At 39.2% G+C, this 24,562-nt stretch carries 19 protein-coding genes; 2 read left to right on the top strand and 17 right to left on the bottom strand.

Annotation, left to right across the window (positions count from 1 at the left end):
* Window positions 1-3: 3 nt before the first annotated feature.
* From HMPREF1654_RS03140 to HMPREF1654_RS03120, 5 genes are all read right to left on the bottom strand, one after another.
* Entirely contained in the window at window positions 4-459 is a 456-nt protein-coding gene (locus tag HMPREF1654_RS03140) for a CopY/TcrY family copper transport repressor (protein WP_003077534.1), read from the bottom strand.
* Window positions 460-726: 267 nt separating this feature from the next.
* Window positions 727-2,226, bottom strand: a complete 1,500-nt coding sequence (locus HMPREF1654_RS03135; RefSeq protein WP_003077715.1) for a zinc ABC transporter substrate-binding protein AdcA — start codon at window positions 2,224-2,226, stop codon at window positions 727-729.
* A gap of 9 nt (window positions 2,227-2,235) precedes the next feature.
* Window positions 2,236-3,042, bottom strand: a complete 807-nt coding sequence (locus HMPREF1654_RS03130) for a metal ABC transporter permease (RefSeq protein ID WP_003074889.1) — start codon at window positions 3,040-3,042, stop codon at window positions 2,236-2,238.
* Window positions 3,035-3,739 carry a metal ABC transporter ATP-binding protein gene (locus tag HMPREF1654_RS03125; protein ID WP_003077500.1) on the bottom strand — a complete coding sequence of 235 codons (705 nt, stop codon included), beginning with the start codon at window positions 3,737-3,739 and terminating at the stop codon, window positions 3,035-3,037. The genes HMPREF1654_RS03130 and HMPREF1654_RS03125 overlap by 8 nt, the downstream gene beginning before the upstream one ends.
* On the bottom strand, window positions 3,736-4,179 hold the full coding sequence (locus HMPREF1654_RS03120) for a zinc-dependent MarR family transcriptional regulator (RefSeq protein ID WP_003074891.1): 444 nt from the start codon (window positions 4,177-4,179) through the stop codon (window positions 3,736-3,738). The genes HMPREF1654_RS03125 and HMPREF1654_RS03120 overlap by 4 nt, the downstream gene beginning before the upstream one ends.
* A gap of 549 nt (window positions 4,180-4,728) precedes the next feature.
* Here HMPREF1654_RS03120 and ily point away from each other — a divergent pair.
* Window positions 4,729-6,327, top strand: a complete 1,599-nt coding sequence (gene ily / locus HMPREF1654_RS03115; protein ID WP_003077694.1) for a cholesterol-dependent cytolysin intermedilysin — start codon at window positions 4,729-4,731, stop codon at window positions 6,325-6,327.
* A 185-nt stretch (window positions 6,328-6,512) separates the two neighbouring features.
* On the opposite strand, the gene HMPREF1654_RS03110 is transcribed toward ily, so the two are convergent.
* The 3 genes from HMPREF1654_RS03110 to HMPREF1654_RS03105 form a co-directional block, all read right to left on the bottom strand.
* Window positions 6,513-7,568: a hypothetical protein gene (locus tag HMPREF1654_RS03110; RefSeq protein WP_242600911.1), complete on the bottom strand. Its 1,056-nt coding sequence runs from the start codon at window positions 7,566-7,568 to the stop codon at window positions 6,513-6,515.
* Window positions 7,569-7,787: 219 nt separating this feature from the next.
* The gene (locus HMPREF1654_RS10020) at window positions 7,788-7,931 is read right to left on the bottom strand and encodes a hypothetical protein (RefSeq protein WP_003077540.1); all 144 of its coding nucleotides are present in this window, start codon (window positions 7,929-7,931) and stop codon (window positions 7,788-7,790) included.
* Window positions 7,932-8,268: 337 nt separating this feature from the next.
* Window positions 8,269-14,037 carry a Spy0128 family protein gene (locus HMPREF1654_RS03105; protein WP_003077482.1) on the bottom strand — a complete coding sequence of 1,923 codons (5,769 nt, stop codon included), beginning with the start codon at window positions 14,035-14,037 and terminating at the stop codon, window positions 8,269-8,271.
* Window positions 14,038-14,217: 180 nt separating this feature from the next.
* On the opposite strand from HMPREF1654_RS03105, the gene HMPREF1654_RS03100 reads away from it, so the two are divergent.
* Window positions 14,218-14,871, top strand: a complete 654-nt coding sequence (locus HMPREF1654_RS03100) for a TetR/AcrR family transcriptional regulator (protein ID WP_003077749.1) — start codon at window positions 14,218-14,220, stop codon at window positions 14,869-14,871.
* Window positions 14,872-14,993: 122 nt separating this feature from the next.
* On the opposite strand, the gene HMPREF1654_RS03095 is transcribed toward HMPREF1654_RS03100, so the two are convergent.
* The 9 genes from HMPREF1654_RS03095 to HMPREF1654_RS03055 form a co-directional block, all read right to left on the bottom strand.
* The gene (locus tag HMPREF1654_RS03095) at window positions 14,994-15,605 is read right to left on the bottom strand and encodes an HAD-IA family hydrolase (RefSeq protein WP_003077635.1); all 612 of its coding nucleotides are present in this window, start codon (window positions 15,603-15,605) and stop codon (window positions 14,994-14,996) included.
* Window positions 15,602-16,879 carry an MATE family efflux transporter gene (locus HMPREF1654_RS03090; RefSeq protein WP_003077533.1) on the bottom strand — a complete coding sequence of 426 codons (1,278 nt, stop codon included), beginning with the start codon at window positions 16,877-16,879 and terminating at the stop codon, window positions 15,602-15,604. The genes HMPREF1654_RS03095 and HMPREF1654_RS03090 overlap by 4 nt, the downstream gene beginning before the upstream one ends.
* A 118-nt stretch (window positions 16,880-16,997) precedes the next feature.
* Window positions 16,998-18,482 (bottom strand): threonine synthase, encoded by a 1,485-nt coding sequence (thrC, locus tag HMPREF1654_RS03085; RefSeq protein ID WP_003077429.1) that lies wholly within the window; start codon window positions 18,480-18,482, stop codon window positions 16,998-17,000.
* Between the two features lie 302 nt (window positions 18,483-18,784).
* Window positions 18,785-19,408 carry a V-type ATP synthase subunit D gene (locus HMPREF1654_RS03080; RefSeq protein ID WP_003077697.1) on the bottom strand — a complete coding sequence of 208 codons (624 nt, stop codon included), beginning with the start codon at window positions 19,406-19,408 and terminating at the stop codon, window positions 18,785-18,787.
* 12 nt (window positions 19,409-19,420) lie between these two features.
* Window positions 19,421-20,812, bottom strand: a complete 1,392-nt coding sequence (locus HMPREF1654_RS03075; RefSeq protein WP_003077460.1) for a V-type ATP synthase subunit B — start codon at window positions 20,810-20,812, stop codon at window positions 19,421-19,423.
* Entirely contained in the window at window positions 20,799-22,589 is a 1,791-nt protein-coding gene (locus HMPREF1654_RS03070; protein ID WP_003077847.1) for a V-type ATP synthase subunit A, read from the bottom strand. Before HMPREF1654_RS03070 ends, HMPREF1654_RS03075 begins: the two co-directional genes overlap by 14 nt.
* 12 nt (window positions 22,590-22,601) lie before the next feature.
* Entirely contained in the window at window positions 22,602-22,925 is a 324-nt protein-coding gene (locus HMPREF1654_RS03065; RefSeq protein ID WP_003077734.1) for a V-type ATP synthase subunit F, read from the bottom strand.
* Window positions 22,915-23,925 carry a V-type ATPase subunit gene (locus tag HMPREF1654_RS03060; RefSeq protein ID WP_003077703.1) on the bottom strand — a complete coding sequence of 337 codons (1,011 nt, stop codon included), beginning with the start codon at window positions 23,923-23,925 and terminating at the stop codon, window positions 22,915-22,917. Before HMPREF1654_RS03060 ends, HMPREF1654_RS03065 begins: the two co-directional genes overlap by 11 nt.
* An 11-nt stretch (window positions 23,926-23,936) precedes the next feature.
* Window positions 23,937-24,527, bottom strand: coding sequence for a hypothetical protein (locus HMPREF1654_RS03055; protein ID WP_003077573.1), 591 nt, complete (start codon window positions 24,525-24,527; stop codon window positions 23,937-23,939).
* Between the last annotated feature and the right edge of the window lie 35 nt (window positions 24,528-24,562).

The raw sequence follows: 24,562 nt of genomic DNA, 5'->3' as shown, positions 1-24,562 counted from the left end.
TGGTTAGAGGCGATTCATTTCATCCTGACAATCCTTACCACACGTACATTGACCTGGTGGACAATTGCATTGAACTCTTTTAGGTGCTTGTACCTGCTTTTCTTTTACAACATCTAGGATACGAGACAAATCTTTCCGACTGAATTGATTGCTTTCTAATATTGAAATCACTAAATCACCATGTTTAGTATTGCACATATTATCAAGCAAGATGCGCCAGCTATTTTGCAAATGCTCATCTTCTAAAACCAAAGCATCATAATAAAATTTTCCTTCAATTTTTTCCATTGAAATAAATTCTTTGGTTTTCAAACGATTCAGTAAAGTTTTGACAGTAGCGGGCTTCCAAGCAAAATCAGTTTCTAGCCGCTCTATCACTTCCGTGCTTCTAATATGAGGATATGCCCAAAGTACGCGCATAACTTGCCACTCTGCCTGACTAATATTTTGGTGTTCCATTCTTTCTTATCTCTTTTCTGATTACACTTGTAATTTTCAATTTGTTTATAGTTTACATCTGTAATCAGAAATTGTCAAGCAAAAAATCGAGAAGATTTCTCAACTCGATTTTTCTCATTTTGTATAGAAAGCAGTAATTTTTTCTTTGCTTCTTCTTAACTGACATGGACTAAAGCCTTAAATAAATAGGAAAATAAACTATAAGGCGACTCCCTTAAAATGAATTTCCTATTTTTCAAACTTCTTGCATACACTTTTCATCGTGCATCAATGCGCCAGCATTTCTTGAGCAATTTCTTGTCCACTTAATTTAGTTGGGTAGTAAGTTGGCCAATTTTCTAATTCGTTGAAAAGTGCTTCTTGACTTTCACCGCCGTAGAAGATATGGAAATGCGCTGCTTTTGTTGGTGCAATATTATGGTCACTAAATTGAACGTATTTATACTTACCTGCATCTGGGTCTGTCGCTTCAAACATGAAACGCACACCTCGGTTTCCTTTAGAGTACGTCAATGTATGCTTACCAACATATTTATAAGTATATTTCTTCTTTTGTCCGTTGACTACAAATTCCATAGTCTTATCTGTGATATTGATATGAGACACATCTGTCTTATAGCCTTTTTCATAATACGCTTTGTACTCAGCAGCTGTCATCTTACCAGTTAATTTTGCCTTGTAATCAAATACTTGGTCTAAAGTACCATCTTGTAAGTATGGATAAACTGATTGCCATTGACCTGCATAGTCAGACAAAGTACGGTCTTTGACAGCACTATCTTCAAAGTAGCCATTTTGTACAGTCTTTGTATTTTTTTCTTTTTCAGCAGAAATTTCAGTACCAGCTTGATCTGTCGTCTTTTTCAAAGCTTTCAAGTTTGATTGCATGATGGAAATGTAGTCTGCTCCATCTTTTGTTTGCTTTTCAGTCAAACTTTCAAGCGGATTAAGGACATCTAACTTCACACCTGTTTCTTTTGCCAATGTAGAAGCCAATGCTTGAGAAGCATTTTCTTCAAAATAGATATACTTAATATTGTTTTTCTTAATATATTTTGTCAACTCAGCCAAACGCGCTGCTGAAGGTTCACTATCTGGTGAAAGTCCTGAAATAGGAACTTGTTTCAAACCATAATCCAATGCAAGATATCGAAAAGCAGCATGTTGTGTTACAAAACTTTTTTGTTTTGCATTTGCTAAACCAGTTGCATATTCTTTATCCAGACTTTCTAATTTCTTAATGTAAGCTGCTGCGTTCTTTTGGAAAGTCGCTTTCTTATCAGGATAGCGTTTACTTAAGCTGTCACGAATATTTTCCACCATTTTAATAGCACGTTTTGGTGATAACCACACATGAGGATCATATTCATGATGATGTCCTTCTTTACCATGATCATGATCTCCTTCTTCTGTACCAGGCAGTAGCAACATCTTCCCAGTCGCCTTCACCACATTCACTTTACCTTTTTTCAAGGTTTTAAGCAATTTTGGTACCCAAGTTTCCATGTTTTCATTTTCATAAACGAAAGTATCTGCATCTTGAATCGTTGCAACTGCCTTAGCAGAAGGTTCATATTCATGTGGTTCTGTCCCTGCACCGATTAGCAACTTAACATTAGCAGTATCACCTGTCACTTGCTTAGTAAACTCATAAACTGGATAAAATGTTGTCACAACATTGAGCTTCCCATTTGCGCTTTTTTGATTGGAACAAGCCACTAAAAAGAGACTTAGTAAGCTTGCTACTAATAGACCAATTTTCTTCATTTTTCACTCCTATTTGATAAATTTTTTTAATAGATTCACTAGTAAAAATACACCGACAAAAATAATCGTAATACTTGCACTGGCTGGCGTTTCAGCATAGTAAGAAATATACAATCCAGCAATCATACCTACAAATCCGATAAAATTCGCTAATAAAATGACCGACTTGAAATTTTTCCCAAGTCGCAAAGCAATACTTGCCGGCAACACCATAATGGTAGATACCAACAGCGCACCTGCCGCTGGAATCATGAGAGCAATCGCAACACCTGTCACGATATTAAATAGAATAGACATAGTACGCACAGGTAGACCGTCTACAAAAGCTGTATCCTCATCAAAGGTCAAAATATACATCGGACGAATGAAGAGAAAAGTCAAAATAAGTACGATCGTCGCAATAATAAATAGTGAAATCACTTGTTCCGTACTAATCGTGACAATAGAACCAAACAAATATTGGTCTAAGCTCATGGAACTGGAACTTTTACCTCTGCTCATCACAATCAAAGCAATAGCAAGTCCTGTTGACATTAAAATAGCCGTTCCGATTTCCATAAAATCTTTGTAAATGGTTCGCAGATATTCTAAGAAAACAGCTGCAACCATAACAATAATGACTGTTGAAATTGTAGGTGAAATACCCAATACCAAGCCAAATGCAACTCCTGAAAGCGACACATGACTAAGTGTATCACTCATCAAACTTTGACGACGTAGAATTAAAAACGTTCCTAAAATAGGTGAGAACAAACTCATAGCAATCACAGCCAGAAAAGCCCGTTGCATAAAATCATAAGTTAGTAAATTAAACATGGCTCACCTCCTTGTCACTCTCATGAACATTGAAGCATCGCCATGGCGAATCTTGATTTCGCACTAAATGGATATTGCGGTCTGCATATTTTCGGACTTCCTCTGGATCATGTGTAATCATCAGAACAGCTTTTCCATGCCGATGCGCACTATGGTGCATCAAATCATAAAATTCATCCTTACTACCAGCATCCATCCCTGTTGTTGGCTCATCCAAGACAAAAATATCCGGATCTGAAGCAAACATGCGCGCTATAACCGCTCGTTGCTTTTGTCCCCCTGACAGTGAACCTATCCGCTTATCTCGATGTTCCCACATACCAACGGCATCTAGACTGACTTTGATATGCTCCTCATCATGAGCATTTAAATGACGGAACCATCCCTTACGCGGATACCGACCGGATTTGGCAAATTCGTAGACAGTACTTGGAAATCCCGCATTAAAGCTAGCAATTTGCTGCGGCAAATAAGCAATCCGCAACTTTTTACCAGCCGTATTTGTCTTAGAAATTGTTACCTTTCCAAACCGAGGCTGTAAAATTCCGAGACTAGCTTTAATCAAGGTCGTCTTTGCAGCGCCATTTTCTCCCGTCAAAGTTACAAACTCGCCACTATCTAAAAAGTAGTTGATATGCTCCAACACAGGCTCTTTGTCATAATAAAAAGACAAATCTTCAACTGTGATATACCTCATCTTCCGATTTCTCCCACTAAGGTTTCTAAGAATTGTTGAATAATCGCTTGTTCATCAGAACTATATCGATTAGCAATTTTTTCATAGATTTCTATCGTATGATGATGGTGGTGCTGATGTTCAGCCGCGACTGGCTTCGCCAACTCTGTCAAACGATAAAAAATGATGCGTGCATCTTTCGCATCTTTAAATGGTTCCAACATTTCTTTCTTAATCAATGACTTGATAGCCTTTGTTACCGCCGCCTGACTAACCTTTAAGCGCCTTGCTAACTCTGAATTTGTCAAAGATTCCTCAGATAACAACATCAAAATATGCTCTTGAGTATTGGTTAATGGCACATCACTCGTGCAAGACCCAATTAAAATCTCATGTTGATTCTCAGATTTTAAAATAATTTCATTTAAAAAACGATCAATTTCATGTGCTAACTGACTCATTGTTCTCCTTTTCTGATTAACCGGTTAATTCTTTACTAGTTAAGTATACCACAAAGAAAATAAGAGTCAAGTAAGAAATGTAGGTCCTTTTGTTATTTTCTGGTAATTTCATGGAAAAATGGGCTTCTTGCTACTTATAAAGCTGTTTCTAACTCCATACACTTCCCCAATAATTAAAAATTTACAACCAAATATATGGTTTTTTATTAATGTATAAAGCATATTTATAGATACAGATAAACAAATATAGAAATTTATATACTCACTCTTATAAACCTTCACTTTTTAAATATATAAATTACCAAACATTTATATTTTTCCATAAATACCTATATATAGCCGCTTTATCCATCTAACTCTTATCCCAAAAATATTTATCTAAAAAAATTTAAACATTATATAACTTTAAAAATGTACAAAAATGTTTATGTAACGACACAGACCGGTCTGTTATTTGTGTGTTTTTTATAAATTTTTGTTGATGTTTGCTCATCATAGTGTTAATATATAAATGAAAGCGTTAGCAATTTAGCAAAAGGAGGCTAATTTATGAAAACTAAGCAAAATATTGCTCGCAAATTGTCAAGAGTTGTTTTATTAAGCACTCTCGTTCTCTCTTCGGCAGCACCGATTTCAGCTGCATTCGCTGAAACACCTACCAAACCAAAAGCAGCTCAAACAGAGAAAAAAACCGAAAAGAAACCGGAAAACAGCAACTCTGAAGCTGCAAAAAAAGCTCTGAATGATTATATTTGGGGATTGCAGTATGATAAACTAAACATTTTAACACACCAAGGTGAAAAATTGAAAAACCACTCTAGCCGCGAGGCATTTCATCGCCCAGGTGAGTATGTTGTTATCGAAAAGAAAAAACAAAGCATTTCAAACGCAACATCTAAGTTATCTGTAAGTTCAGCAAATGATGACCGCATCTTCCCAGGTGCATTGCTAAAAGCGGACCAAAGTTTGTTAGAAAATCTTCCAACCCTAATCCCAGTTAATCGCGGCAAAACAACTATTAGTGTAAACTTACCGGGATTGAAAAATGGCGAAAGTAATCTTACAGTTGAAAATCCATCCAACAGTACAGTTCGAACAGCTGTTAACAATTTAGTTGAAAAATGGATCCAAAAATACTCTAAAACTCATGCTGTGCCAGCTAGAATGCAATATGAATCTATTAGCGCCCAAAGCATGAGCCAATTACAAGCAAAATTTGGTGCTGATTTCTCAAAAGTCGGTGCACCACTTAATGTTGACTTCTCATCTGTTCACAAAGGTGAAAAACAAGTATTTATTGCGAACTTCAGACAAGTTTATTACACAGCTAGCGTAGACTCTCCAAACAGTCCTTCTGCACTCTTTGGCTCTGGTATCACACCAACTGATTTAATCAATCGTGGAGTTAATTCTAAAACACCACCAGTTTATGTTTCAAATGTATCATATGGCCGTGCAATGTATGTGAAATTTGAAACTACAAGCAAGAGTACAAAAGTACAAGCCGCTATTGATGCTGTTGTTAAAGGAGCAAAACTTAAAGCTGGAACAGAATATGAAAACATTCTAAAAAATACTAAAATTACTGCTGTTGTTCTCGGTGGTAACCCAGGTGAAGCTTCTAAAGTCATCACAGGTAATATTGATACTTTGAAAGATTTGATCCAAAAAGGTAGCAATTTCAGTGCTCAAAGTCCAGCTGTACCAATCTCTTACACTACTTCTTTTGTAAAAGACAATTCTATTGCAACTATCCAAAACAACACAGACTACATCGAAACAAAAGTAACATCCTATAAAGATGGTGCTCTCACCCTCAATCATGATGGTGCTTTCGTTGCACGCTTCTATGTTTATTGGGAAGAACTCGGACATGATGCTGATGGCTACGAAACTATTCGCTCAAGATCTTGGAGTGGAAATGGCTACAATCGCGGTGCACACTATTCTACAACTCTCCGTTTCAAGGGAAATGTTAGAAACATTCGCGTAAAAGTACTAGGAGCCACTGGACTAGCTTGGGAGCCTTGGAGACTGATCTATAGCAAGAACGATCTTCCTTTGGTTCCACAAAGAAACATTAGCACTTGGGGAACAACCCTTCATCCACAGTTTGAAGATAAAGTTGTGAAAGATAACACTGATTAAGCTTGTTTCATTGAACTATCTTCCATTCTAAAAGCCCGAGAGAAGCCTTGAATCTTCGCATATGAGGTTCATTGGATACATCTGGCTTATCGTTCAAAAAGGAATCATCACAATGATGATTCCTTTTCTTGTGTACTAAATATCTTTTCCCGCTTCTAAGGCGATATACAGTTTGACACTTCCCATTAAAGCACAGCTTTATAGAGCTTCTTGCGATAGCGTTTCCTTAACGGAGGAGGTCCCTCTCTTATTATCTGGCTCTCCTTCTCAAACCCTGTTCCTTCCAAATTAGTAATGGAACTTTTCATCAGATTCCGAATATAATCCTTTGTACCATCTCGTATAAAGACCTGTGGGTTCTCCCCATTCAACTCTAGTAAATTCGTATGTGGTTGCCAAGTGAAATAATAGATCTTTCCATTTTCAACTGAGCAATATTGTAAATAATGAATACCATGCTGATCTACCCAACGATTTTCCAATAGAAACAATTCTTTCCGATACAGCATCTTCTTACTAGAAGCATAAATCTTCAAGGAAGGGTTCGTATAATAGATGGTATGTCGATTCGTAGTGCGTGTCAATAAATAACTCCCTATCGGCGAATCAGTAGAATCCGTCGGGAAAATATACAAAAACAACAAAGGCAAAGCAAAGAACAGGGCGGGGTACAGAAATAAATTCATAAAGAGAGGTCGCAACTCATAAAAGAAAGGCCGCTTGAAGAGGAAAAGGAGAAAACGAGGCATATTCATAGACGTCATCACGACCGCTAAAAGTAAACCAAAACGAAATCTCAAAGCAGAACAGATATTCCCCAACCTTTGTACGAAGAAACGGAAAAACTGCACCAGCCAAGAAGGCAGAAGCTTCTTCTGTTCGACAAAGCCATACCGAATCAAACGCGAACCATGGTGAGTATAGTTTCCTAGGCTGACAATCACCCAAGCTAATAGCTTTTCTATTGCTAAGACTGTCCCATAATAAAACGAGAAAATCTTCAAACCTTCTGGAACACTCTCTAAAAAGTAAAAATAAAACCCAACAAGCGTTTGAATAATAAAGGTTAAAGACAATACAATCGTAAGCAGGTGGCTCAGGAAATAAAAACGACAAACTTTCTTTTCGCAATAATAGGCAATGAGAATATAGAAATACATTACCAGCAAAGAAAATAATAGTTGCACATAGGGAATCCGATAAACAAGAGTGTAGTACAAATTGGCTACTGTATTAATCACTTCATTGGTGTCGTCCTGCGCAAGATACACTAAGATCCGCGTCATTAATAAAGGAAACGTGAAGTAAACACTATAGCGATAGAGAAAGTCATGCTTGTGCAGACGTTTCCCATCTGACGTTCTGGCCCTGTAATAGCGCAAGCGATTTAGAAAAAGGTAAACGGGCAAGGTGAAATAAAACAAGCCTCTATAAACTCCTTTGTAAAACCACCTATCTTTTTATGAACGAAGCAGCTGATAAACGGGATAAAAGTCCTCACGCTCAAGCGTCCGAAGCAAGCGTTTATCCACTGTTAAACAATAAATAAGATAGAAATAATAATAGGAACTGATTGTAATCCATAAAAGATGTTCTCTATCCATATAATCCCTCCTAGAATATATTTTTTTACTTTTTTAGGTAATACTAGTTATACATTTTTTTGGGTCCGTTTAGATAATATTTGACTAATTTTTTTCTAATATTTTACTATGTTTTTCGTTCCGCTACAAGTAGTATCTGCCAATAAAACACCAGTTTATGACTGGTTTTAAAAAAATAACATTAAGAGGAATTTCTAGAGCATATCAAGAAACTACTGCATGACTCAGATAAAGATCGCCATATAAAAAAAGAAATCTAATGAGATCCTTCGTTGCTACGAAAATTCTCACTAGATTCCTAATTTAAACGACTCTTTTCTGATAAACTCTTATCTTATCAAGATTTCTTCTTCATCAGATAAACTGCACCAGCCAAAACAATGAGTCCAATGAAAATAGCTAAGGTATGAATGACAGTACCTGTCTTAGGCAAGCCCTTCTTCGGTGGAGTATAGCGATTTTCAAATGTCTTGATGTTCTTGTCGTAACTTACTTTGGCAACCAGATGACCATTGGCATCATCTGTGACAGTTACTGTCACCTTAATCACTTTCTTATCATAAGTGATTCCTTGAAGTTTTGTATTCTTCTCGGTAATCGTGTAATGGTAAGTACCGGTTGTGTTATATTCAAGAGCATCAAAGTTTACGGATCCATCTGCTGCATTTTTCTTCGTTTGAAGCACTCGACCTTTTTCATCCTTCAATACAAATTCAAATTCATTTGCTTTCAAGGCACGGCCAATCAATTTCTTGGTTACTCCAATAGTAGCAGGGACTGGATCTGGTGTATAAGTATTGTTGAAGACACGATCTTTTGTATCATAAGATACAGTTGCTACCAGTTTTCCTGCGCCATTATCTGTCACAGTAACAGTTGCTTTAATCACTTTGGTGTCATATTTCACACCGCCAAGCTTCGTATCTTTTTCGGTAATCGTGTATTGATAAGTACCGACTGCTGTATAAGTTAGCGTCTTAAAGGTAATCTTACCGTCCTTATCATTTGTCACCGTTTCAAGCACTTCGTCCTTGTCATTTTTCAGTTCAAAACTGAATTCACCGGCTTTAAGGTCACGACCAGTTAATTGTTTATTAGCTGAAAGCTGAGCAGTCGTTGGAGCAGCTTGGTATTGGTTCGTAAAGGTTTGGTCGTTCTGCTCATAGGCAACTTGTGCTACCAATTGACCTTGACCATTATCTGTTACGGTTACGGTTGCTTTAATCACTTTCTTATCATACGTTACACCACCTAAGTTATTGTCTTTCTCTTCGATGGTGTAATGATAAGTACCGGCTTTCGTGTACTCAATCGTATCGAAAGTGACACTACCGTCTTGTGCATTTGTCTTCGTTTGGCGAACTTGATCATCTTGGCCTTTCAATTCAAACTCAAACTCGCCATCTTTCAAAGCACGACCTGTCAAGGCTTTCTTAACAGAAAGTTGTGCGTTTGTTTTTGCAGCGGAATAAGTGTTCTTGAAGGTCTGATCATCTTTTTCATAAGCAACTTTTGTTACTAAGTGGCCTTGACCATCATCTGTAACAGTGACTGTCGCTTTGATCACTTTGGTATCGTATTTCACACCACCGAGTTTCGTATCTTTTTCGGTGATGGTGTAATGATAAGTACCCACCTTAGTATACTCAATGGTATCGAAAGTGACGCTACCATCTTGTGCATTTGTCTTCGTTTGGCGAACTTGATCATCTGTACCAGTCAGTTCAAATTCAAATTCCCCTTCTTTGAGGTTGCGACCTTCTAATAGCTTCTTAGCAGAAAGAGTCGCAGTGGCTTTATCTGCTGAGTAAGTATTCGTGAAGGTGTTTTGGTTGTTTTCATAAGCAACTGTTGCATGTAGTTGTCCTTTACCATCATCCGTGACAGTGACTGTTGCTTTGATTACTTTGGTGTCATATTTCACACCGCCTAAAGCACCAGCTTGTTCTTTAATGGTATACGTATAAGTTCCAGCTGTCTTGAATGTCAACTCTTTGAATGAAATCTTACCATCTTTAGCGTTCTTAGCGGTATCCACCACTTTACCGTTTGGATCAATCAAGTCAAAGGCAAATTCATTCGCTTTCAATTCGCGACCAGTTAGCACTTTGTTCGCTTCTAATGTCGCGGTTGTTTCCTTAGCAAGGTAAGTATTGCGGAAGGTTGGATTAGCTGTATCATAAGATACTTGGGCAACTAACTGGCCATTGCCATCATCAGTAACTTTGACAGTCGCTTTGATTTCTTTCTTATCATAGGTCACACCACCTAAGCCATTGTCTTTCTCTTTGATGGTGTAATGATAAGTTCCGACTTGTGCATAGTCAATCGCATCAAAAGTAACACGACCGTCTGCTGCATTTTTCTTCGTCTGACGAACGTTGTCATCAGATCCGACTAATTCAAATTCGAACTCTTGATTGTTTAATGCACGACCTGTCAGTTCTTTGGTTACGCTTAGTTGTGCACTAACCTTTTGACTAGAGTATGTATTGTTGAAGGTTTGGTCATTGTTTTCATAGGTTACTTTTGAAACAAGCTGGCCTTTACCGTCATCGGTGACTTCAACTGTTACCTTGATGGTCTTGGTGTCGTAAGTCACACCACCCAATCCTGTATTTTTCTCAGTAATGGTATAGTGATGCGTTCCTACTGCTGAATACTTGATTGCATCAAATTGAACCTTACCATCTTTCTCGTTCTTCTTAGTTTGAAGAACATCTGCCTTGCCGTCTTCTTTCAATTCAAAGCTAAACTCGCCATCCTTCAAAGCACGTCCGGTTAATTTCTTCGTAACAGAGAAAGTAGCATCGGTACCTTTGGCTGTGTATTTATTTGTAAAGCTTTGTTTAGAAATTGGATTCTTACCACTCTCGTCAAGACCTAGATAGATGACATTGACAACCAACTGTCCATCCTCTTCTTGTTGAACATGAACTGTAACCTTAATTGGTTGTTTATCATAGTCAACACCTGGAACGTTACCATCTTTTTCTTTGATAAGATAGTTATAGAGACCAGCTTTGGTGAACTTAAGATCTTTGAAAGGAATCGTACCATCCGCTTTATTTTTAGCTGTTTGAAGTAAACTATTATCTTTTCCATCATACAGCTCAAACTCAAACTCGTCATCTTGCAGATTGCGACCAGTTAAAGCTTTTGTCACTTTTAGTGGTACTGTGATTTCTTTTGGTGTGAACGTATTTTTAAAGGTCTTTTTACCACCATCATAAGTCACGGTAGTACTTAGTTTCCCTTTACCATCATCCGTTACTTTAACTGTGACTTTGACTTCGCTCGAGTCATAAGTAACCCCTGTCAGACCATTATTTTTTTCTATAATGGTGTAGTGGTAGTCACCTGCTTTATCGTAGGTAATAGCTTGGAACTGAACTTTTCCTTGGGCATCATTTTTAGCTGTTTGAAGAACGTTTGGCTTACCATCTTCCTTCAACTCAAACTCAAATTCTTGCGCTTTCAGTTTGCGACCTGTTAACTCCTTGGTCACATCGAAGGTTGCAGAAGTAACTTGAGGTGTATAGGTGTTGTTGAAAGTGGTATCATTTTTTTCATAGCTAATTTCAGAATGTAGTTTGCCTTTTCCGTCATCTGTAATTTTGACAGTAGCTTTCACTTCTTTCGTATCATAAGTAATGCCACCTAACTGACCTTTTTTCTCTGTAATGGTATAGTGGTAGTTACCTGCTTTTTTATACTCTAATTCTTTGAAGGTCACTTTACCATCAGTGTTGTTTTTCGCAGTATCTTCAACAACTCCTGTGTCATCGTTCTTCAACTCAAACTCAAATTCATCTTTTTGCAGCTGACGGCCTGTCAGAATTTTATTCACTTCTAATCGAGCAAAAGTCTTTCCTGGAGTATATCGATTGATGAAAGTCGGATTTTCGACCTCTTCATTGACTTTTGAATACATCACTTTGGTGACTTTCAGCTGACCGCCTTGGTCTTCAACTTTTACCGTAACTGAAATAAGATTAGGGTCATACTCTACACCAGCAACATTACCCGATTTTTCTGTAATAGTATAATTGTAGGTTCCGGCTTTAGTATATTCAATCTCTTTGAATTCAACCTTACCATCTGCTTTATTTTTTACAGTTTCCAAAACTTTGTTGTTGTTTTGTAGATCTTTCAGTTCAAATTCGAATTCACCATTTTGAAGATCTCGACCAATTAGCTTCTTAGTTACAGCAAGTTTTGTACTTGTCTTATCTGGAATATAGTGGTTTGTGAATTTATTCTTTTCTTCTCTACCACCCTGAGCAGCAAGACCTTCATATTTGACAGTAGACACTAATTTACCAGATGCATCTCTTGAAACAGTCACTGTCGCATAGATATCATTTGGATCATAATTGATTCCTTTTTCAGGGCGGGCTTCACGCTTTTCAGAGATTATATACTCGTAAGTTCCAACTTCAGTAAATGTCAACTCTTTAAACTTGACTAAACCAGCACCGTCATTCTGCACAGTCTCTTCAAGATGTTGATCTGATTTTCTTTTTAATTCAAATGTAAATTCTTTATCTTTGAGTTGGCGACCGATCAATTCCTTCTTAACCTGAAGTTGAGCAGAAACTTTTTCATCTTTTTTATTTATAACTTCCTTTTTATAGACTTTATCGGCACCAAAGTCTGATGGTTTTATTTTTATCTCTTCATTTGATAATTTATATCCATCTGGAGCTTTTACTTCTTTTAGTGTGTAGTTATCTTTTAAAAGATTTTTTATCTCCGCATTACCATTCGCATCCGTTGTGACTTTTTTTACTTCACCAGTACTATCACGTGTCAATTCAAATTCTGCGCCCTGTAAATTGTTTCCTTTATCATCTTTTTTATGAACCCTAACACTATAAACGTAACCTTCAGCTTGACCACCACCTGCAAGATATCTTAACGAAAATGAGGTCTCATATTTTAGTTGACCATTTTCTAGTAAGGTTGCGTTATTCTTAAAAATTTCTCCATCTACTGGAGTATAGGAAACCTTTACTTGGTATTTAATGTAATATCCCTTGTTACCAACCTTACCAAGATTAACAGAAAAACCAGATTCGTCATTATCAAGCTTAGCATCAGAAGAACTTGTTACATCTCTATCACCAGCATGCTCATATTTCCCATTTTTAAAAGACCATGTTACTTCATAAACTTTAAGAGAACCCTTAACTATTTTTAATTTACTATTAGCAAGGCGATCTTTGACGATCACATTACCAAGATTTTTGCGGCTACGATTAACAGGGATACCATAATAAAACAAAGTTTTATCATTAGAGTCTCGCCAACCACTTTTTTCCAGTATAGATTCATATGGTGGATTTGGACCTCTATATTTAACTTTTTTATTTGTAAATACAACTTTATTGTTGATTGTTAAAGTAAGGTCTATATCTTCTGCTTGTTGAACTTTATTATCATCAACACGTGCATAGAAGAAGAAGCTTCCTTTTATATCAGAATGATTATTCACATAATCAGTATAGGTTAGAGTAATTGTCTTTGTCTTCGGATCAGCAACTGCCTTTGCAACAACTTGGTTATTGGCATCTTTTAAATCAAAAGTTAACGATGCATCTCCCATCATCAATTTATCAGGTAATTTAATGGTTGTTTTATCCCCACCACGAACTGTGCTAGGAAGAGAAAAATTCGCAGTTATACGGAAATTTTCCCATTGTTCAACCGTTCTCTGTAAAGGTTTTCCTGAAGAATCCGTAATATTAAAATTAGTAAAATTCGCTTCTACTTCCTTCACATCCAACGCACCAGCAGGAGCGGCTCTCCGTGTTCTTTTACTTCTCGGTGGAGCACCTGGTTGAGTTTCACTCTTTTCCTCTGTTTTGTTCGATTTTGATGATTCTGCACCTTTTGGAGATTGTTTCGACTTATCCCCAGTATTAGTAGTGCTGCTTGATTGTTGTGCTTGCTCCTTTGACACCTCTTTTGATCCACTAGTTGTTTGACTAGTTTGTGTACTGTTTTGCGTTTGTGCAACAACTGTACTTATTGGTGTTAAAATTGTTGAAGCGAGCAACAATGTTACTCCAAGCAAGCTCATCAATTTTTGACGCGCTTTCATGTTCGTCCTCCTTTAATAATCTTATGCATGCATAATGCACTCATTTTATATTATAACTATATAATCAATTGATTTCAATATAGTTTGTCTATGTTTGTTTACAAGTTGTCAACTTTTCGACTCCTTTTTACTAGACTACATATATTTTTTTAATTAGAATACTTATAAGGAGGAATCACGATGGTACTTAATACGAGAGAAAAGATTTTAGAGGCTTTTTTTGAGCTTGCTATGGAACACCCCAATAAAATGCATTTTTCTTTAGCAGAAATTGCAAAAAAGGCTGGAATTTCAAGGCAAGCTATTTACAAACGTCATTTTAATGGAGATTATGAAATTCTTGATTATATCCATAAAGAGATCGATGCAGAATTTCAAACGCTTTTTCAGCAATATAATAAAAAACTCTATCCAAATCCTTTTATATTTTTTGCTGAGGTAGTTATTCCCATCTTGTATACTCGACGAGAACGGATTAGTTGTCTCTATAAGACAGCGGCTGATCCTTATTGGAGAGACTTTTTACTAAAAACCTATGGACAATGGATTGAACAACATATTACAATTGACTATCAAAAATTAAACATTCCAAAAGAAAAAGCAATTCAAGTTCTGGTCAGTAACATTTTAATCTTTATTGAGATTTGGATTACTCAACCTGAACCTACTCCTCCTGAACAATTTGCAAAGACCTTTTTAAATTTGATTCATTTCCCTCTTGTAGATTATGTTTGTTTCAAACCACGTTCTCTTAATGATAAACTAATGATTCCAAACTGTTTAGAAGGTAAAGAAAAAAACTATGATAAGATGATTCCTAATCTTAGACAATAAGCTTTTAATAATGATGAAAACGAGATAGATTGTAATTTACAACAATTCCAGTTATCTCGTTTTCTTTTTCTCTTATTTTTTTGTGGACTAAATAAAAAGAAAAGCAACTGTCTTGCTTCCCTTTAACGGATTATCTTTTTTATATCTACTAACTGATTGATTTTTTGATTGATCGTTGGTCGGTAATCACAGAAATTGAGGGATTGAATACCGCTATTAAAGGCAACATCTACATCCAGCGTTCGATCACCGATATAGTAAGTCATTTCTTTATTCAACTGATATTTTTCCACCAGATAATCCACCCCTTCTGGATCAGGTTTTCTTGCAAATCCATTAGCCGTCGTCACAATTTCTGTGAAATAATCCAAAATATCTAAATCAGCTAAAACCTGGTAGGCATTTTCCCCCTTATGGGTATAAACAAACTGCTGAATACCTGCTTCCTGCGCCCAAGTAAGAATTGTCTTAGCACCATCCATAAGCTCAATTTGAGCATTCTTCTCTTGTAAACTTTGCCCTCTAAATCGATTCATCTCTTCTGCATTCAAGCCTTTTTCTACTGCGACTTTTTCCAGCAATTTTTGAACAGAATGCCGCAAAATATAAGCATGGATACCCTCTCGGTCAAAGTCCAATCCATAGTGAGTATAAGTTTCTTCAATCCCCGCCAAAATAGCGTCATAGGAATCTAGTAATGTTCCATCCAAATCCCAAATAAAAGCTCTTGTCATGTTCGCTCCCTCATTTTCCGTTGATAGAGTATTTGTAAAAATAGCCAGCGAAAGCCATTGTCCAAAAGAGTAGCCGTCCAAACTCCAGGCAAGCCCAAGCCCATCGTTACCCCCAGAAAATAGCCTGCTACAATGCGAATGAGCCACATACCAACCGTCGTGGCATAAAAAGGCAGCTTAGCATTGCCCAACCCTTGCCAAACAGCTGTATAGATGACTGTTCCTGCTGTCATAGGAACTCCCAAAAGTGAAAACAGAACAACAGATAAACTAGCCTGAACAGCAGCACCATCAGCTGTATAAAGTTGTGTTAACAGCTGCCCAAACCCAAAAAGAAACAGAGCTATCGGTAACATGAGGCTGAGAGATAACCAGTACGTCTGCTTTGTCAGCCTCCTAACTGCTTGAAAGTCGGCTTGTCCCACTGCATGAGCTACCAACATGACTGTTGCAGTAGCGACACCAAAGCTCGGCATGTAGTTAAACTGGGTCAGAACCTCTCCAATAGCATTTCCTGCGACGGCATCTGTCCCGAACTTAACAATAATAGCAATCATCACAACATCCCCGGCTCGCATCATCAATCGTTCCCCAGCAGCTGGCAGAGATAAGCGCAGCAGTTCCCAATCCAGCTTCCAACTCCAAGGCGCCAAAGGTAGCGACAATTCTTTCCATAAAATGAAGACGCCCACCAGACGAGCTAAAATGGTTCCCAATGCCACCCCGACAATTCCCATGTGGAAAATAAAAATTGCAATGCTGGAAAAAAGGACATTAAGTAGATTGCTAAAAAAGCTGACATACATAGGCAGGCGGGGATTGCTGGTCGCTCGAACCAAAGCCCCTAGACTTGTCATCATTCCCAAAAGAACAATTGTTCCTCCGATTAAAGCGAGATAGAGACCACCTGCATTAGCGACTGCGGGCTCCGTTCCCAACCAAGCCAATATTTGCCGTCCAAAAGCAAGCGAGAAAAGTCCCAGAAACCCACTCAGTATCAGGGTCAATTTAATGGCTTCACTAGTATGATAAGCCAGATTATCTCGGTCTCCTTCTCCTAAACTCTTAGAAATTAGACTAGATACCGCTGATCCTAGCGCAATAAAAATGGCCTGGTAAATGCTAATCATATTGCCAGCAACCGAAACTCCTGAAATAGCCACCAGACCTAGACTAGCTACTAAATACGAATCTACCATTCCCATTAGCATCTGCAAAAAGTTTTCTACCATGGCTGGCAAAGCTATGTTTAAAATCTTTTTATAAGTAGTCATGCATTATGAAACTCCTGCTCTGATTATCCCCTTTGCTGTACGAGACTTGCAATAGACTGTTTACATACTTTTACAAGCCGAAAACTCTCAGGTAAGTCCCTCTGAGTGTTGAAAATGGTTAAAGCCCTAAATCCTTTTCTACTGCTGCCTGCATCTGGTCAGCAGCAACAATCATTTTATGGCGGACTTCAGCCGTTTCGATGCCATCCACTGCTGCTGGAATTGACACACCACTAAGATCATGTAACTGAGCCAAAGCTTCAAAATCACTCAGTCCGGTTTGTCCAGTCACAGCTTCGACTGCAACAACTGGGAATTTGTAAGGACTGGCAGTTGAAACAACGACTGTCTTCGTGTCATCACCTGTTTTGGTCCGATATTTTTGATAAACGGCTGATGCTACTGCTGTATGCGGATCTTCAATATAGTTAGATGTTTCATAAACCCGTTTGATTTCAGCTGCGGTCTCCACTTCTGTGGCATATTCAGCCGCAAAGAGTGCTAGCATTTCTGAGTCAAAGTTGGTCAGCTCATACTGACCATGTTTTTTGAGATTGGTCATCAACTCTGCTGTCTTTTCGGAATTATTTCCTAACAGGTGGAAAATCAAGCGTTCTAGATTTGAAGAAACTAAAATGTCCATAGACGGGCTAGATGTCACCTTAAAACAGCGCTTCTTATCATAGATATGTGTTTTAAAGAAATCTGTCAAGACATTATTTTCGTTGGAAGCACAGATTAACTTGCCAACTGGAAGACCTATTTGTTTAGCATAGTAGGCTGCCAAGATATTACCGAAGTTTCCAGTTGGAACAGAAAAATTGACTGCTTCACCAGCTCGAATCTGATCGGTTTTGACCAATTGTGCATAGGCATAGACATAATAAACAATCTGTGGCACCAAGCGCCCGATATTCATGGAGTTGGCGGAAGAAAATTGCAACTTGTGTTCTGCTAGTTTTTTGCGAAGCACAGCGTTATTAAACATCTGCTTGACATTGGTCTGAGCATCATCAAAATTCCCTTCAATAGCCACTACATGAGTATTGTCCCCTGTCTGAGTTGTCATTTGTAGCTCCTGAACCTTGCTGACACCATCTTTCGGATAAAAGACGATAATCTCGGTCCCAGGAACGTCTGCAAAGCCGGCCATAGCCGCCTTACCCGTGTCACCAGAAGTCGCCGTCAGAATGACAATTTTATTTTCCAAACCATGCTTTTTCGTTGCAGTCGTCAATAAATGCGGAAGGATGGACAAGGCCATGTCCTTAAAAGCAATGGTCGAACCATGAAAAAGCTCTAAATTGTACTGACCATCTAGCTTGATTAAGGGAGCAATGTTCGGCGTATCAAACTTGTTATCGTAAGCATGGGCAATACAATCATCTAGCTCTTGATCTGTGAAATCATCTAAGAAAGCAGATAAAATTAATTTTGCTACTTCTTGATAGGAAGCATCTTTTAGTTTTGCAAAATCCAACTCGACCTGAGGATAAGAAATTGGAGTAAAGAGACCGCCATCTGTTGCCAATCCCTGCAAAATAGCTCGGCTGGCTGTCGTTGTATTGTTTGCGTCACGCGTTGATTGATAAACTAAAGTCATAAATTTTTATCCCTTTCGTGTAGTCTGTTCTATTATAACATGACTTATCAGAAAATTCTCGCATTTCTATGGAAAATACTAACGTGCGTAAACTTTTGGTTTCTTCTTGCTTGCACGTCTAATCATCGAAAAGAAAAACAGACGTCAACTCATCAAAGTATCGTCCGTTTTGTTTTTTGATTCGCATTGTCAGCCATAGAACTGAATGTCAGTGACAATGATTTTAAATATCGAGTATCCCACTACCGACTTATTACACAACATTATTTGGTTACCTCAGTTTTTTGAATACTCTCCCATCATTATTTCACTTTCATAACTCTCACTAGACTAGCTCGTTCAGCCTCTTCTAGCTTCATTTCGATATAATGAATGGTTTCTATGAGATCTGGAATAGTTGCATACTCTAAGCCATTGACCCGGCGGCGAGTTTTTTCAATTTCATCCGCCATCAACTGACAGCTCTTTTCAATCTCTGCTAAGCGCAAAAGATCTGGCAATAGGTTACTCATATCTTCAATCGTCTCATCCATCTGGCTGTTGGATGCCACGTAGCTATAAACTACATCTCCCTCATCATCACCGTAAGGATTGGCAATATGGGCATGCATCTTAGGAACTCGCACGCTCATGATATTTTCCTGTTCGATATGGAGATTGATTTCTCGCATAGGGACAGCAAAAATTTCTTCCACCATAAGGTCACTTTCCAAAGCTTTTGCCAACACAAAGTCCTGCATATGACCAACTAGAGCTTCTTCAACTTTTTGGCGAAGGCGATTATTTTCGCGAACAGCTTCAATGAAACGACGCATCAGTTCATCTCGCTTATCCTTGAGAAGTTTATGACCGCGAGTAGCTGTTTTCAAGCGCTCTTTTAGATTGTTGAGTTCCATTCGAGTGGGTTTGATATTCAAACGAGTCATCGGCTCACCTCCTTAAGCTTGCCGCCTACTTTCTGGTAAATATTGGTCAATCATATCATCCTTAATCCGCTTAAGCTCCGTCCGTGGCAAGATAGACAACAATTCCCAACCTAAATCTAGGCTTTCTTCAATCGTTCGATTGGTATAAAATCCTTGATTGATATATTCTTTTTCGAATCGCTCAGTAAATTGTACATAGAGCTTATCCGTATCAGATAATGCAGACTCTCCTAGTACAACTGCTAATTCTTTGGCCTGTTTACCTTGTGCATAAGCCGCAAAAAGCTGATTCATCGTTGCCGCGTGGTCTCCCCGAGTCTTTCCTTCGCCAGAACCTTTGTCCTTGAGGCGCGAAAGGGACGGTAACACATTAATCGGCGGACGATAGCCACTATTGTAAAGGTCACGCGACAGGATAATCTGACCTTCAGTAATGTAACCAGTCAAATCAGGAATGGGATGAGTGATATCATCCTCAGGCATGGCAAGAATTGGAATTTGTGTGACCGAGCCTTTCTTCCCTACCAAACGTCCTGCACGCTCATACAGAGTGGATAGGTTGGTATAAAGATAACCCGGATAGCCTCGGCGTCCTGGCACCTCTCGACGAGCAGCGGATACTTCTCGCAAGGCCTCACAGTAGTTCGTCATATCTGTCATGATGACGAGAACGTGCATGTCCTTTTCATAAGCCAAGTATTCGGCAGCCGTCAAGGCAATTCGTGGTGTCGCAATCCGCTCAATAGCAGGATCATTTGCTAGATTGATAAAGAGGATAGAGCGGTCAATAGCCCCCGTCTCCCGCAAGTCATTCATAAAAAATTCAGCTTCTTCAAAGGTTGTCCCCATAGCTGCAAAAACGACTGCAAAATTTTCTTCTGAATTGAGCACAGTAGCTTGACGAGCAATCTGAGCAGCCAATTCCTTATGAGGCAGGCCCGATCCAGAAAAGACTGGCAGTTTTTGGCCGCGTACCAAAGTATTGAGGTGATCAATAGCTGAAATCCCAGTCTGAATGAACTCATCAGGATAATCTCTTGCTACTGGATTGATCGCTTGACCGTCAATGTCCAGATATTTCTCAGGCAAAATATCTGGACCACCATCAATAGGCTTACCCATCCCATTGAAAATCCTTCCGACCATACCTTCTGATACTGGCAACTCAAGAGGATGACCAGTAAAACGCACCTTAGTTTTCCCTAGATTGATTCCGCTAGAGCCTTCAAACAGCTGGACCATCGCCTTATCTTCTTGCACTTCTAAGACCTGCCCTTGACGCTTCGTTCCATCATGGAGTTGGATTTCCACTAATTCATTGAAATGCACCCCTTCTACTCGATCCACAATCATCAAAGGGCCGACAACTTCACTGACGGTACGGTATTCTTTAATCACGTTCATTAGTTGCTCCTCCTTGGGCAAGAATATCATGCAGTTTTTCCCGAATAGCGGTATCCAAACTGCGAATTGCTTCCAACTGATCCTCTGGGATAAATTTAGAGCGGGCAATCTGATCTCTCAACTCCACAGTACCGTTCATAATCTCAGTAAAATAGGCACCTAAATTCAAAGAACGGTTAGCTTCTTCATCAAACGTTAGGATATTAGTAAGAAGAGCCACTTGTTTTTTAAAGGAAGTGTAGGTATCCACTTCGTCAAAAGCATTCTGCTGCAGGTAGTCCTCACGGATCATTTTTGCTGTATTCATGGTAAGACGATCCTTTTCAGACAGCGAATCCAGGCCAACCAACCGTACGATTTCTTGTAGTTCACTCTCTTTTTGAAGAATATTCATTGCCTTGGTTACCTTTTCTGACCAAGCCAACTGTTCATGTTGATTGATATAGTGCCCTACCTCATCTAGATAAAGTGAGTAAGAACTAAGCCAGTTGATAGCCGGAAAGTGACGACGTTGTGCCAACTGAGCGTCCAATCCCCAGAAGACCTTGACAATCCGTAGAGTATTTTGCGTGACGGGCTCCGAAATATCTCCTCCTGGAGGGGAAACGGCACCAATTGCAGTAATACTTCCCTCACGCTCGTCACTACCTAAGGTTTTCACCCGACCAGCTCGTTCGTAATATTCAGCAATCCGACTGCCGAGATAGGCAGGATAGCCTTCATCGCCCGGCATTTCTTCCAAACGCCCGGACATTTCCCGCAGAGCTTCTGCCCAACGTGAGGTCGAATCTGCCATAATGGCCACAGAGTAGCCCATATCTCGGAAGTACTCAGCAATTGTAATTCCTGTATAGATAGAAGCCTCACGCGCCGCAACTGGCATGTTGGATGTGTTCGCAATCAGAACGGTTCGTTGCATAATTGACTGACCAGTTACTGGATCGATTAGCTCTGGAAATTCATTTAAGACATCCGTCATTTCATTTCCCCGCTCGCCACAACCAACATAAATCACGATGTCCACATTAGCAAATTTGGCAACTTGATGCTGAACAACGGTCTTGCCAGCTCCAAATGGGCCAGGAACAGCAGCAGCCCCGCCCTTAGTGACTGGGAAAAAGGTATCAATCACGCGTTGACCCGTCACCAAAGGTTCCTCTGGGATTAGCTTTTGAGCAAATGGACGGCCTCTCCGGACTGGCCACCTCTGCATGAGACTACCGACAAAGACAGAACCATCCGCACGCTCAACTTCATAGACTGCTTCCTCGACCGTGAAGCTACCAGCTTCAATAGCCGTCAGCCGACCACTAACACCAACTGGTACCAGAATACGATGCACTACCAGCTCGGTTTCTTGAACGGTGCCTAGAATATCTCCAGCTTGGACTTCATCGCCGACAGCTAGACAAGGTACAAAGTCCCACTTAGTCTCACGATTCAGATTAGGCAGCTGAACTCCACGTACCAGAAAATCACTCTGTGTCACCGTTTGAAAGCGTGCCAAAGGACGTTGAATGCCATCAAACATTTGCGAAATCAGCCCTGGCCCCAACTCAACTGATAACGGACTCCCTGTTGTTTCTACTGGTTCTCCTGGCCCAAGACCAGAGGTTTCTTCGTATACCTGAATAGAAGCCTCATCTTGACGCATCTCGATGATCTCCCCAATCAAGCCCAAATTACCTACATGACAAATATCCTGAATGTTCGCTTCCTGCATTCCAGAAGCAACCACCAAAGGACCTGAAACTTTTATAATCTTTCCTTGACTCAAGTCTTGCTCCTTCTAATTTAAAATATTTTGTCCGACTGCTTTTTCTACATTCTCACGAATGCGTCCCCGTCCTAATCCCATTATTCCTTTATGAGTCGGGATTAAAATAATCGCCGGCAATACTTGCTTATCATAGTAAGCCAATGTTTCAGGGATTTCTGCAGCCACATCCTCTGTCAAATAAATAATGGCAAAATCTTCTCGGCTCAGTCGGCGTAAAGCATTCACAGCCTCAGCTGCTCCTGTGACTGGAAAAGTCTGAAAACCAATTAGACGAAAAGGTAGAATGGCATCACGATTTCCTACCACACCAATTTTATAAGTTTTACTGGCCATAAATTGGTCTCATCCTTTCTTTAATGATTTCTACTGGAAGCTGATTTGTCAAACCGGTCAAAATAAGTCGAAGATTTTTCACTTCTAGCTCTTTTCCCAATAAATAGCGAGCTAATGGAAGTGGACCACTTGTTTCAAATTGTCCTTGCTCTAAGAGTTTAAACGGAACCAAGTCTGCTAAATATTCCAGTTCAAGATTTGTCAGCTTCCCCAAATGCATTTTTTCTTCATAAGAGCGCAATTCTGCATCAAATTCTAATGGGTTTACTTGAGAAAACCAGTTCGTTAGTTGCCCTTTTTCTGCTAACTCAATCCACTCTGCACTTGTCAAAGACCCATCATCAGATAAGAGTTGTGTCATAAAACTATGCGGTTTTTGGTGACGAATGGCACGCTGCACCGTTGTTGCATTGTAAAAATCAATCGTCAACCGCACCAACTGCTTAAGCCGCTCATCTTCAAATTCAGATTCCAACCTTTTTAAGTGTGCGAAATAAGCTAGGTCCATTCCGATTTCCAAAACACGCACATCTTGGTAATCCTGGTATTCTGCCCAAGTTGCTTCTATTTCATCCACCATCAATTTGGGACAGTATTCCGCAGAAAAAGTTGTAATCAGCTGCTCCAGCATGTCTAACGAATATGACCCGACAGGAATCAACAGATGCTTTAAATTTAAGCCTGTTGCCTTGTGCTTAAGCAACACTTTAAGATTATGATAGGTATATTTAAGCGTGAAAAACTCCACCAAAGCAGATTCTGGACTGACTTCAAAAGCCCATGTATACTCTGCAAACAAATGCTTCATGAGAAATCTCTCAATCGTATTTAAGTCAGTTAGTTGTTCATGATTCGGATTATATGCTGTCCCTTCCAAAGCTGCTGATCGACTTTCAGAAGTTGAAGCTCGCAACAACTGCTCATACTGCGCAGGACTTAAGAAACTACTCTCATGAATACTAATTTCCGTATTAACTTGTGCGAAAGTATTGTCATTCATGAACAGTCTCCTTACTCTTCTTTATCTTGGAAAATAGCCTGAGCGAGCTGATAGCTTTCCTCCTGCCATAAAGAATCCACCAAATAACGGTAGAGATAGTTATCATCAACATTCCCTTGCGAAAGGAGAAAACCCGCTTCTCCACTCACAGGTGAAGAAGCTAATTTCACTTGCGGATAACGCTCTAACAATTGTTCTAATTGAACGGCTGAATATTTACCAAATGTTCGTGAACCAAATGTCAAAACCAGCTCTTCTTGAGGATACTTTTTTAAGATCTGCTCCAAAAAAGCCTGTTCTTGTTTGAGCGACCAAGCCGCCATCTGCTCATAAGCTCCTGCAAATAATTCTTTCAAAATCCGTTGCTTGGTCGCCAAAGTAGATTGACGTTTTTCATTTTCAAGTTGCTGCACTTTACGCTGTACCTGACGTTTTAGCACTATTACTTCTTGCTCACGTTGTTGCATTTTTTCTTGTTTCAGCCGTGCTTTTTGTTCTTTAGTTTCGCGGTCAAGGGTTGCTTGGGCATTAGCTACTAACTGTCGCCCATTTTCATGTGCCTGCTCTAAAACCGAATCCCTCAATTGAGATTCAAATCCCATATCTGCCTCCTTCTATGAAATCAGATGGTTCAAGA

The organism is Streptococcus intermedius SK54 = ATCC 27335 (genome assembly GCF_000413475.1).
Taxonomy (GTDB): domain Bacteria; phylum Bacillota; class Bacilli; order Lactobacillales; family Streptococcaceae; genus Streptococcus; species Streptococcus intermedius.
Note: the sequence above shows the minus strand (reverse complement) of the source record. Positions and strands in the feature narration are given on the sequence as shown.